Source organism: Streptomyces sp. NPDC048473 (assembly GCF_043200155.1).
Taxonomy (GTDB): Bacteria; Actinomycetota; Actinomycetes; order Streptomycetales; family Streptomycetaceae; genus Streptomyces.
This window is the reverse complement of sequence record NZ_JBICXE010000023.1, coordinates 37,802-49,627: the sequence shown is the minus strand read 5'-3', so window position 1 is coordinate 49,627 and position 11,826 is coordinate 37,802. Positions and strand designations below refer to the sequence as shown.

General features: G+C 68.2%; 10 protein-coding genes. 7 read left to right on the top strand and 3 right to left on the bottom strand.

Going from position 1 to position 11,826, the window contains the following annotated elements; genetic code table 11:
* The first annotated feature begins 103 nt into the window (after positions 1 to 103).
* Positions 104 to 1,471 (top strand): FAD-dependent oxidoreductase, encoded by a 1,368-nt coding sequence (locus ACGFU7_RS30035; RefSeq protein ID WP_393699875.1) that lies wholly within the window; start codon positions 104 to 106, stop codon positions 1,469 to 1,471.
* Between the two features lie 94 nt (positions 1,472 to 1,565).
* On the opposite strand, the gene ACGFU7_RS30030 is transcribed toward ACGFU7_RS30035, so the two are convergent.
* Entirely contained in the window at positions 1,566 to 2,618 is a 1,053-nt protein-coding gene (locus ACGFU7_RS30030; RefSeq protein WP_393699873.1) for a chitinase, read from the bottom strand.
* A 265-nt stretch (positions 2,619 to 2,883) separates the two neighbouring features.
* Between ACGFU7_RS30030 and ACGFU7_RS30025 the strand changes: the two genes are divergently transcribed.
* The 6 genes from ACGFU7_RS30025 to ACGFU7_RS30000 all read left to right on the top strand — a co-directional run bounded on the left by ACGFU7_RS30025 (position 2,884) and on the right by ACGFU7_RS30000 (position 9,082).
* Positions 2,884 to 3,933: an iron-siderophore ABC transporter substrate-binding protein gene (locus ACGFU7_RS30025; protein ID WP_393699871.1), complete on the top strand. Its 1,050-nt coding sequence runs from the start codon at positions 2,884 to 2,886 to the stop codon at positions 3,931 to 3,933.
* A gap of 17 nt (positions 3,934 to 3,950) precedes the next feature.
* Positions 3,951 to 4,988 (top strand): FecCD family ABC transporter permease, encoded by a 1,038-nt coding sequence (locus ACGFU7_RS30020; RefSeq protein ID WP_393699869.1) that lies wholly within the window; start codon positions 3,951 to 3,953, stop codon positions 4,986 to 4,988.
* The gene (locus ACGFU7_RS30015) at positions 4,985 to 6,049 is read left to right on the top strand and encodes a FecCD family ABC transporter permease (RefSeq protein WP_393699867.1); all 1,065 of its coding nucleotides are present in this window, start codon (positions 4,985 to 4,987) and stop codon (positions 6,047 to 6,049) included. The genes ACGFU7_RS30020 and ACGFU7_RS30015 overlap by 4 nt, the downstream gene beginning before the upstream one ends.
* A 183-nt stretch (positions 6,050 to 6,232) precedes the next feature.
* Positions 6,233 to 7,087, top strand: coding sequence for a YndJ family protein (locus ACGFU7_RS30010; protein ID WP_393699865.1), 855 nt, complete (start codon positions 6,233 to 6,235; stop codon positions 7,085 to 7,087).
* Positions 7,084 to 7,596: a DUF1990 family protein gene (locus ACGFU7_RS30005; RefSeq protein WP_393699863.1), complete on the top strand. Its 513-nt coding sequence runs from the start codon at positions 7,084 to 7,086 to the stop codon at positions 7,594 to 7,596. The genes ACGFU7_RS30010 and ACGFU7_RS30005 overlap by 4 nt, the downstream gene beginning before the upstream one ends.
* A 49-nt stretch (positions 7,597 to 7,645) precedes the next feature.
* Positions 7,646 to 9,082, top strand: a complete 1,437-nt coding sequence (locus tag ACGFU7_RS30000) for a lipase maturation factor family protein (protein WP_393699862.1) — start codon at positions 7,646 to 7,648, stop codon at positions 9,080 to 9,082.
* Here ACGFU7_RS30000 and ACGFU7_RS29995 read toward each other — a convergent pair.
* Both ACGFU7_RS29995 and ACGFU7_RS29990 read right to left on the bottom strand, forming a co-directional pair.
* Positions 9,060 to 11,426, bottom strand: coding sequence for an alpha-L-fucosidase (locus ACGFU7_RS29995; RefSeq protein ID WP_393699860.1), 2,367 nt, complete (start codon positions 11,424 to 11,426; stop codon positions 9,060 to 9,062). The genes ACGFU7_RS30000 and ACGFU7_RS29995 overlap by 23 nt on opposite strands.
* Before the next feature lie 206 nt (positions 11,427 to 11,632).
* Entirely contained in the window at positions 11,633 to 11,809 is a 177-nt protein-coding gene (locus tag ACGFU7_RS29990) for a hypothetical protein (RefSeq protein WP_393699859.1), read from the bottom strand.
* Positions 11,810 to 11,826: the final 17 nt, after the last annotated feature.

The following is an 11,826-nucleotide window of genomic DNA, read 5'->3' as shown; positions in this document are numbered from 1 at the left end:
GGTCAGCAACGGATACCGTGTCCCGTGGAGCACGGTAAGCCCATCCTTACTTCTACCCTGCGCCGCACTGCCCGCGACAGCCCGTTCTAAGGACCTGCACTCCATGACCCGCCCCGTCCGCGTCGCCATAGTCGGAGCCGGCCCTGCCGGAATCTACGCAGCGGACGCGCTGCTGAAATCCGAGGCCGCTCAGGACCCGGGTGTTTCGATCGACCTGTTCGAGCGGATGCCCGCCCCCTTCGGCCTGATCCGCTACGGAGTGGCCCCTGACCACCCGCGGATCAAGGGCATCGTCCAGGCACTGCACCAGGTGCTCGACAAGCCACAGCTGCGGCTGTTCGGCAACGTGGACTACCCCGGCGACATCGGCCTGGATGATCTGCGGTCCTTCTACGACGCGGTGATCTTCTCCACCGGCGCCGACGCGGACCGCGCGCTCGACATCCCCGGCAGCTCCCTGGACGGCTCCCACGGCGCGGCCGACTTCGTCTCCTGGTACGACGGGCACCCCGATGTGGCGCGCACCTGGCCCCTGAATGCGGAGAAGGTCGCCGTGCTCGGCGTGGGCAATGTGGCCCTGGACGTGGCACGCATGCTCGCCAAGACGGCGGACGAACTGCTGCCGACCGAGATACCCGCGAACGTCTACGAGGGCCTCAAGGCCAACAAGGCCCTGGAAGTGCACGTCTTCGGGCGTCGCGGTCCCGCGCAGGCCAAGTTCAGCCCGATGGAGCTGCGGGAGCTGGACCACTCGCCGAACATCGAGGTCATCGTCAACCCCGAGGACATCGAGTACGACGCGGGCTCGATCGAGACCCGGCGCGGCAACAAGCAGGCCAACATGGTCGCCTCCACGCTGGAGAACTGGGCCATCCGCGACGTGGGCGACCGGCCGCACAAGCTGTTCCTGCACTTCTTCGAGTCCCCGACGGAGATTCTCGGCAAGGACGGCCGGGTCGTCGGACTGCGCACCGAGCGGACCGAGCTGGACGGCACCGGGAACGTCAAGGGCACCGGGCGCTTCACCGACTGGGACGTGCAGAGCGTCTACCGCGCCGTCGGCTACTACTCGCAGGAGCTCCCGAAGCTCCCGTTCGACGTGGCCTCCGGCACCGTCCCGCACGCCGCCGGGCGTGTCGTCGACGGCGAGGAGCCCATGCCGTCGGTGTACGTCACAGGGTGGATCAAGCGCGGCCCGATCGGACTGATCGGCCACACCAAGGGGGACGCCAACGAGACGGTCGCCTGCCTCCTGGACGACCACGCCACGGGCCGGCTGCCCGCCCCTGCCCAGCCCGGGCCGGAGGCCGTCACCGCCTTCCTGGAGGAACGCGGCGTCCGCTACACCACCCGCGAGGGCTGGTACCGCCTGGACGCGCACGAGCAGGCACTGGGTGCGGAGCAGGGACGCGAGAGGATCAAGGTCGTGGAGCGCGACGGCATGCTGGACGCTTCCGAGCCCCGCTCCTGACGGTACGCACCGATGGCCCGGCCGGCCGCCACCGGCGGCCGGCCGGAAGGGCAGCTCCGTCCACCTCGGCGGAGCTGCCCGGCTGGTGATTTCCTCAACGGCCCTGCAGCGCCTTGACGTTGTCCCCGAACGTCCACCCCTTCGACCCGTCCCAGTTGAGGGACCAGGTCATCAGGCCCTTGAGGCCGTTGCCGTAGTGGTTCCACGCCTGCGACACCTGAGCCGGCGTCATATAGCCGCCTCCGGCGCCCGGCTGGGCCGGAAGTCCCGGTACCTGCTTGTCGTAGGGGACCTTGATCGTGGTGCCCTGGATGACGAGGCCGTTGTTCAGGCAGTCCGTCTGCGCGGTGAACCCTTCGACCGTACCGGCGGAGTACGAGTCGCCCGCGCACCCGTACATGCTGCCGTTGTAGTACTGCATGTTCAGCCACCACAGCCGGCCGTTGTCCGCGTACTTCTTCACGATGGGCAGATAGGCGCCCCAGATCGAGCCGTACGTGATGCTCCCGCCGGTGACATAGGCCGTCTCCGGCGCCATCGTCAGGCCGAAGTTCGAGGGCATCCGGGCGAGTACACCGTCGATGATGCGGATGAGGTTGGCCTGCGAGGTCGACAGCTGGTTGATGTTGCCACTGCCGGTCAGACCGGTCTCGATGTCGATGTCGATGCCGTCGAAGTTGTACTCCTGCAGGATCGGCACCACCGTATCGACGAACCGGTCGGCGACGGCACTGGAGCTGAGGTCGATACCGGCGGTCGCACCACCGATGGACATCAGGGTGGTGAGTCCGGCGTCCTTCGCCTGGCACATCTCGGCCGGCGTCGGGACCTTCACGGTCGAGTCCATCCCGTCCTCCCAAAGGACGGTGCCGTCCGAGAGGATGACGGGGAAGGCCGTGTTGATCACGTTGTAGCCGTGCCCCGTGATGCGACTGTCGGTAACCGGAATCCAACCGAGCGGCGGGTGAACGCCGTTGGACGCGCCGTCCCAGTTCTCCCAGTACCCCTGGAGCACCTTGCCCGAGGGCTTCGATTTGACCGCACACGTATCCTCCTGCGCGGCACTCGGCGTTGCGCCGACCAGCATCTGCACGACACATACCGCCGCGAGGCCGAGCCCCAGCAGGCGCGATGTCCGACCGATCATGTTCAGTTCCCTTCCCGGACGAATCGAACAATGAATGTCATGATCCTGACAAAGACCCCGACAGGCATCGACCGCGAAGCTCCGCGCACCACGATGCGCCCAACGTAGATTGGTCCAGACCTTCCGTCAATGGGCCTGAATCCAGGGCAATGACCGATAACTGGAGGCCGGTTGTAGACGGAAGCTGGCTTAGCTTAGGCTTACCTAAATCTTCGCACTCCGTGCGGGATCCAACGGCTCGTCCACCAACCCATGAGGAACACCCATGTCCCGGTTCACCCGCGTGCGTCGCCGGACGCTCGCCGCAACTGCCACCGCCGCAGCTCTCGTTCTCGTCCTCGGTGGCTGTTCGTCGAGCGACGACGGCAAGGAGACCTCCGGCGCATCCGGGAAGAGCAATGGAGCGTTCCCCGTCTCGATCAAGAACGCGCTCGGCACGGCCGAGATCAAGGAACAGCCCGAACGGATCGTCACCCTCGGCCAGGGCTCGGCGGAGACGGCCATCGCGCTCGGCCACACCCCGGTGGGCATGGAGAGCTACGAGTGGGGCAGCGACAAGACCGGCTATCTGCCCTGGATCCACGAGGCGGTGAAGAAGTCCGGCGACAAGCTGCCGACCCAGTTCACGGGCGGTGAGGACATCGACTTCGAGGCCATCACCGAGCTCGAACCGGATGTCATCCTGGCGCCGTGGTCCGGGATCACGCAGAAGGATTACGACATCCTCAAGGACATCGCCCCCACCGTCGCCTACCCCGATCAGGCATGGAGCACGGACTGGGACCAGCAGATAGACATCATCGCCAAGGCGCTGGGACAGCCGGACAAGGCGAAGACCCTCATCTCGAAGATCGAGAAGCAGCTGTCCGACGCGGCGGCGACCCGGCCGAACTACAAGAAGTACAAGTTCTCGTACATCTACAACACCGGCCCCGGCACCCTCGGCGTGTTCAAGCCCGACGAGCAGCGCGTCAAGATGGTCTCCTCCCTCGGCCTCACCGTCGACCCGGTCGTGAACACCTTCAAGGAGACCAAGGGCACCGACTCGGCGCTCATCGGTCTGGAGAACGCCGAGAAGCTGAAGGACAGCGACCTGGTCTTCACCTTCTACATGGATGACAAGTCCCGCAAGGAGATCGAGGCTCAGCCGCTGTACGCGGCGATCCCCGCGGTCAAGAGCGGCGCCGTGGTCTCCAGCAAGGACAACTCCTTCGTCACGGCCTCCTCGATCATCAACCCGCTCACCGTGCCGTGGGTGATCGACCGCTACCTGCCGCAGATCGACAAGGCCATCAAGTCCGCCGACAACAGCTGAGGCTGACCACCATCCACATGGCCACCACCACGCACGCACCGCCGAGCGGTGCCGGCACCTCACGGTCCGGCACCGCTCGGCGGGTGTATTCCCTCGTCATCGCAGTCGTCGTCCTCGTCCTCGCCGTGTTCGCGAGCGTCATGTTCGGCAGCCGGACCACCTCGTTCAGCGATGTGCTGCACGTCCTGTCCGGCACCGCCGATCCGAATGTCACCACCATCGTCGAGAGCCGCTACCCGAGAACCGCGCTCGGTGTACTCGCCGGACTCTGTCTGGCCGTCGCGGGCACGCTCATGCAGGGCGTGACCCGTAATCCGCTGGCCGATCCCGGTCTCCTCGGGATCAACGCCGGCGCCTCCGCGAGCATCGTCGCCGCGACGGCCTTCCTGGGGGCGTCCGGCAGTACGGACACCATGTGGTGGGCGCTGCCCGGTGCGCTGATCGCCGGTCTGCTCGTCCATGCGATCGGATCGGCGGGTTCGGGCAGCGGGCTGGTGCGGCTCGTGCTCGCCGGTGCGGTGCTCTCCGCCGTGCTGATGGCATTCATCCAGGCGGTGACCCTGAGCCGGCCGAAGGTGTTCGACAGCTACCGCTACTGGGTCGTCGGCGCGCTCGGAGGCAGGGACTTCGACGTCTTCCTGTCGGTTCTGCCGTTCGCTGTGGTCGGTCTGGTGATAGCCGCGATGCTGGGGCCCGGCCTCAACACGCTCGCACTCGGTGACTCGACCGCGGCGTCCCTCGGGTCGAATCCGGCCCTGGTCCGGGCAGGCGGGCTGCTCTCGGCCACTCTGCTGAGCGCCGCAGCAACGGCGGCGGTCGGCCCGATCGCCTTCGTCGGCCTGGCCGTTCCACATGTGGTGCGGGCCGTGGTCGGTGTCGACTTCCGTGTGCAGATCCTCTTCTCGGCGCTGGCCGGTCCGGCGCTGCTGCTCCTCGCGGATGTCGTGGGGCGGGTGGTCATGCGCCCGCAGGAACTGATGGTCGGTGTCGTGACCGCGTTCATCGGAGCGCCCGCACTGCTCATTGCCGTACGCAGGATGAGGGGCAACGCATGACGTCACATCAGGCCGGATTCCGTACCGCCTCGCCCAGGGGGTTCCTGACGATCGGCCGGACCGTGGCGCTGCCGGTCCGGCGGGTGTCCGTGCTGACGGCACTCGTGCTGTTCGTGCTGCTCGTGGTGGCCGCCGTCGCCACGCTGTCGCTCGGGCGGCTGGGCATTCCGCTCGCCGATCTCACCGGGGCGGTGACGGGCGGGGCCGAGGGCAAGAACGCGTTCGTCCTGGAACGCCTGCGCGGCCCGCGTCTGGTGGTCGCCGTGGGCACCGGCGGAGCGCTCGGTCTTTCCGGGGCACTGTTCCAGTCCGTCACCCGCAATCCGCTCGGCAGCCCGGACGTGATCGGGCTGGCGTCCGGCGCCGGCGCGGGCGCCGCGATCACCGCGCTGATGTTCCCGGACACCGTGCCGGTGGCGCTCGGCGCGCTGCTCGGTGCCGTCCTCGCCATGGTGCTGGTCTATGTGTCGACCGGCACCGGATTCCGTAACCCCGCACGGCTCGTCATCGCCGGGATCGGTGTCGCCGCGATCGGTACGGCGGTCACCCAGTACGTCGTCTACGCCATGGAACGGGACCGGGCCTCCGTCCTCACCGCCTACGTCAACGGCAGCCTGTCGGCACGGTCCTGGGACGACGCCACCACGATCTGGCTCGTGCTGCTGATCGTGGCCCCGCTCACCGCCCTGATCGCACGACGGCTGGACATCGGGGAGATGGGTGACGACATCGCGGGCGCACTCGGATCCGAGCCCCGCAGCACGAAGACGATCGCCATCGTCCTGGCGATCGTGCTCTCGGCGGGCGCCGTCAGCGTCGCCGGGCCCATCGCGTTCATCGCGCTGACGGCCCCGCAGATCGCCAAGCGGATCACCCGGGTCTCCGGCCCGCACCTGTTGCTTTCGGCGCTGACCGGCGCGCTGTTGCTGGTACTCGCGGATCTCTGCGCCCAGCAAGTGCCGCTGTTCGACAACCTGCCCGTCGGCATCTACACGATGGCCATCGGGGGTGCGTACCTCGGCTGGCTGCTGGTACGGGAGTGGCGCCGGGGAGTGTTGTGAGGCCCTTCGGGGGCTGTCACTCACCGCTGAAGTAGCTGTACGGCGCCACGGACACGCCCTCGCGGACGGCCCGTTCGTCGTCCCCTCCTCCCCCGCTCCACGACCTCTCTTGAACATGTTCAAGAGAGGTCGTAGAGTCATCACCGAACACACTTGAACACGTTCAAGTCCGGGGGGATGGTCATGTCAGTACTGGTCGGTCTGATCGTGATGCTGGGCATGCTGGTGGTGGTCCCGACGGGGCTGCGGCTGGCCGGTGTGCCCGAGCTGGACCGGATGCGCCGTCTGTGGCCACTCTTCGCCGTGCCGGGTGCCGTCGCACTCTGGCTGCCGCGCGGCGTGCCCGCCACCACCCTGGCGGCCTGCTACGCACTCGGGGCCGTACTCCTCGCCCTGCACGCCCCGCCACGGCTGCTCCGCAACCTCGCAGCGCCCGGTGTCCGCGCCGTGGCACCCGCCGAGATCGCCCTGCTCACCGCCCTGGTCACCCCGTCGATCGCCGCCACCGCCCTGGTCGCCGAATGCTCGGGGCACACACTCTTCGGCTTCGGGCTCGGCATCCTGGCGCTGACCGTGCCGCACTTCCACTTCGCCGGATTCGCCGCCGCGCTGGTCTCGGGACTCGTCTGCCGGATCGCCGACAGCGCCGTAGGAAGGTTCGCCGCGCTGAGCGTGCCGCTCGGCACCCTGCTCGTCCTGATCGGCTACTTCATCGGGGACTGGGCCGAGCTGGCCGGGGCAGTCGTGCTGACAGCGGGAATGTGGACCGTCGCCCTGCTCACCTGGCGATCGATCCGCAGCGGGCAACGGGACCGGATCACCCGGCTGCTGCTCGCCACCTCGTCCGCCGTGCTCGCGGTCACCATGGTGCTCGCGCTGAGCTGGGCACTCGGCGAGGCCACCGGGCTCCCCCACCCCACACTGACGTGGATGGCCGCCACCCACGGTCTCGGCAACGCACTCGGCTTCGCGCTCTGCTCCGTGCTTGCCTGGCGCAGGCTCCAGAACCACACCGACCACGAAGGCAGGACCGCATGAGCCCCTTCACCTACCCCGAGGCCGGAGCCACTCGCCTCGGCCCGCTCCCCGACGGCTACCACCACCTCCACCACCGGACCCGGGTCGGGCGCGGCCGGGCCGGCTTCGAGGCTGCCGGTGCGGCGGTCACCGAATGGCGCATGCACCGCACCAGCGGGGCCCGGGTCAGCGCGTCGGCGGACCGCGCCGAGGCCGGGGGCTTTGTCAGGGTGTCGCTGGGCATCGGCCCGTTCCGGTTCACCGCACCCTGCCGGGTCGTCTGGGCCGCGTACGAGAAGGACCGCATCGGATTCGCTTACGGGACGCTGGTCCTGCACCCCGAGTGCGGCGAGGAGTCCTTCGTGGTGGAGCTGGCGGACGACGGGACGGTGTGGTTCACCGTCATGGCGTTCAGCCGCCCGGCCTCCTGGTACGCCAGGCTCGGGGGGCCGCTCGTGCCGGTGATCCAGCTGTGGTACGCCCGCCGGCTCGGCACCACGCTGCGCCGCATCGTGGCCGAAGGCCGGTGAGCGCGGGCCTGAAGGGCTGAGCTGCGTCACCGGGCCGATACTGGAGACGATGGAATGGTTCACCGCAGACGGGTACTGGCTCAGCCGGCTGATCTTCCAGCGGGCTCTGGCCGGCATCTATCTGGTCGCGTTTCTCGCCGCCGCGTTCCAGTTCCGGGCGCTGATCGGCGAACGCGGCATGCTGCCCGTACCCGATTTCCTGCGGCGTACGGACTGGCGCAGCGCGCCCGGCCTCTTCCGGCTCCACTACTCCGACCGCTTCTTCGCCCTTGTCTGCTGGACCGGCTGCGCGCTCGCCGTCGCACTGATCGCGGGCGTGGACGCGTACGTTCCGCTCTGGGCGGCGATGGTGCTCTGGGCACTGCCGTGGGCGCTCTATCTGTCGATCGTCCAGGTCGGGCAGACCTGGTACAGCTTCGGCTGGGAGTCCCTGCTGCTGGAAACCGGCTTCCTCGCCGTCTTTCTCGGCAACGCGGACACGGCTCCGCCCGTACTGGTGCTGTGGCTGCTGCGCTGGGTGCTGTTCCGGGTGGAGTTCGGCGCCGGGCTGATCAAGATCCGCGGCGACGAGTGCTGGCGCAAGCTGACGTGTCTGTACTTCCACCACGAGACCCAGCCGATGCCGGGACCGCTGAGCTGGTTCTTCCACCGGCTGCCGAAACCCGTCCACCGGGCCGAGGTGGCGGCCAACCACGTCACGCAACTCCTGGTGCCGGTGCTCCTCTTCACTCCACAGCCGGTGGCGAGCGCGGCAGCCGGGCTGATGATCGTCACCCAGCTGTGGCTGGTCGTCTCGGGGAACTTCGCCTGGCTGAACTGGGTAACGATCACACTCGCCCTGTCCGCCGTCGACTGGTCCCTGTTCACCGAGCCGCCCGCACAGTCCGCGCCGCCGCTCTGGTACGAGATCGTCGTCATTGCCGTGACTGCGCTGGTCGTGGTCCTCAGCTACCGCCCGGCGCGCAATCTGATCTCCCGCCGCCAGGTGATGAACCGCTCGTTCGACCCGCTGCATCTGGTCAATACCTACGGTGCGTTCGGCAGCATCAGCCGGGTCCGGCTGGAGGTGGTGGTCGAGGGCACCGACGAGCAGGTGCTCCACGACGGCACGGTCTGGAAGGAGTACGGCTTCCGCGGCAAGCCGGGCGATCCGCGACGGCTGCCCCGCCAGTTCGCCCCGTACCATCTGCGGCTCGACTGGCTGATGTGGTTCGCGGCGCTCTCCCCCGCGTACGCACGCGCCTGGTTCGGGCCGTTCGTGGAGCGGCTGCTGGAGAACGACCGGGACACTCTGCGGCTGCTGCGTCACAACCCGTTCCCCGAGATTCCGCCCGCACATGTCCGCGCCAGGGTGTACCACTACCGGTACACGACCTGGCGCGAACTGCGGGCCACGGGGCGCTGGTGGCACCGCAGCTATGTGCGGGACTTCATGCCCCCCGTCTCACTCGGTCCCGCCTGGCTCAGCCCGACCAGGCGATCTTGAACACCCAGGCGTGCTGCCCGGTCCTGCGGGCCGCCGCCGGTACGTCGATCACCAGCGAGCCGCTCGTGGTGCGCCAGCTGAGCGGCCGGTCGTAGCCGAGCAGGGTGACCCGGTCACCACTGCGGATCGGCACGGGGGCCTCGACGGTGAGGGTCGAGCCGGGCTGTGCCAGGGAGTGGATGTAGAACGCCTGGTTCGGCCGTACGGTGAACCGCAGATCCTCACCGAGCTGCGGCATCCGTGCCCAGTACGTGGTGTCGTAGATCGCCTCCCCGTTGGTCTTCAGCCACTCCCCCGTCTCGCGCAGCCTGCGCTGCATGATGTCGGGGATCGTGCCGTCGGCCTTCGGTCCGATGTCGAGCAGGAAGTTGCCGTTCTTGGAGACGATGTCGACGAGCGAGTGCACGATCTCCTCGGCCGTCATGTACTTCTCGTCCGGTGTCTGGGCGTTGTAGCCGTAACTGAACGGGTCGAGCCCGCGGCTGGACTCCCACTTCGCGGTGACGATCTGGTCGTACGTCGTGTACTCGGGCGTCGTGAAGTCGTGCGGCCCGATTCCGGAGCGATTGTTGACGGTGACATCGATCGGGCGGGCCCGGTTCTTGGCGTGGTTGAAGTACTCGGCCAGCACCCGGTGGCTGTCGTTGTCGCCGCCGATGTCGCACCAGAGGATCTCGGGGTCGTAGCCGTGGACCAGCTCCAGCATCTGCGGGCCCTGGAACTGGGTGACGTAGTCCTTGCCCGCCGTGTAGCCGGTGTACGGGACCGGCTCCAGGGTGTACGGATTGCGCGGGGCGTGGCCCATCCACGGGTGGTCGGGGTTGAACCACTCGGGCATCGAGAAGTACAGCCCGGGGTGGAGCTCGGGGGTGTAGCGGCGCGAGGCGTCGAAGAGCTCCTTGACCAGATCGCGCTTCGGCCCCATCTTCACCGCGTTGCGGTCGGAGAGCTTGGTGTCCCAGAGCGCGAAGCCCTCATGGTGCTTCGAGGTGAGGACGTGGTACTGCGCACCCGCGTCCCGGAACAGCTCCACCCAGGAGCGCGGATCGAAGCGCTCGGCGCGGAACTGCGGGATGAAGTCGTCGTAGTCGAAGGACTCGCCGTAGGTGTTGCGGTGGTGGGTGTAGGTGGGGTTGTTGGGGTCCTGCATCTGGTTCCAGTACCACTCGGCGTACTGCGTGCCGACCGGCGCCCAGGCGGGTACCGAGTAGACCCCCCAGTGGATGAAGATCCCGAACTTGGCCTCCTGGAACCAGTACGGCGCCTGATGGGTGGAGAGGGAGTCGTCCGTCGGGGCGTAGTCGGGGACGCCGAGTGTGAGCGAGCGCCGGACGGTGGCGGCCTGCTGTCCGCGTCCGCGTGCGACAACGTTGCCGTCCCGGGCGGTGCCGGGTGCGGTGCCCGCCCTGTTGCGGATGCCGATGCGGACGCGGGCCTGGTCGCCGGGGGCGAGCCGGGTGATGCGGGCGGGTGCGACGGTACGGGCTCCGGGCACGTCGACGGCGAGCGTGAGGCCGTCGGCGGCGAGGATGCCGACCGTGCCCGCATTGACGACCGTGGCCTCGACGCTCTGGGCGCCGGAATCCAGCAGCGAGGTGGTGGAGTGGGCGTCGCGCAGCGTCAACGCCCGTCCCTGGGCGGCTGGTTGGAGGGAAAGAGCGAAGATGTGCAGGGACGACTTATTTGCCTCGGCGGGCTGAGTGGTGGGCAGGGTGAGCGCAACGGCTTCCCTGGCCGGGTCGACCGCGATCTCGGCAACGGCTATGGAGACCTGGTGCTGGTCCTTGTCGCCGCCCGCGGTGTAGCGGTACGCGGCGGTGACGGCGCCGCTTCCGGAGTACCAGTCGGGGCCGCCGAGGACCGGGGTCGAGGTGGTGCCGTCGGCGTAGTGGACCGTGGCCTTGCCGGATGCGGCACCGTAGCTGCATGCGGTGAGGAAGAGGCCGGAGAGATAGCGGCCGGGCGGGAGATCGATGCGCTGGCCGAGGGCGACGATGTTGTTCTTGGCACCCGCTCCGGAGGCGGGGAAGAGGAACGCGGTGCCGTCGATCTCCCGCTCTCCGGCGGGGAGTTCCTCACCGGGGAAGGTGTAGCCGGAGCCGTCGAAATTGCCGCCGCGGGCATCGGCGGTGTCGATGCCGTCGTTGTCGAACCACTTGTCGAGGGGCACGGGGACGGCGGCGGGGACGGTGCCCCAGTCGTCTTTGTGAGCGCCGGCCTCTGCATGCGCTTGCACGGCTCCGGTTCGCGGGGCCGCATCGGCGGTGGCGGGGGTGAGCAGGGCGGCGCCGACTGCCGCCCCTGCCGTCATTCCGAGTACATGGCGTCTGGGAAGTTCGGTCATGACGTCCGATGATTGGAGCACGAAGCGAACCTGTCAATGCAATCTTCCAGACACAACGAAACTCTTTCCCCGCAACCATCGGATGACTGGGCGGAGTTGATGTCTGTGACGAGCTGTCCCCGAACAGTGGACGCCCCAAAACGCCGAGCTCCGGCCCATCCCTTGAGGGGTGCGGGCCGGAGCTCGGGTGTGAAGGTGTGAAGCGGTCAGTCGACGCTGGGCAGGATGTGCGGCTCGGCGAGGTCGTCCTCGTAGCCGGCCAGCCGGATCGGCGCGGACCTGGCCCAGACCTCGATGTTCCGGAGCTTCTCGGGCCTGCGGGCCCGCTCTCCCTGCCGTTCGGCAGGTCGCTTCTCTCGCTTCGCCAGTTCTGGTGTCGTCACCGCGCACTCCTTTGTGT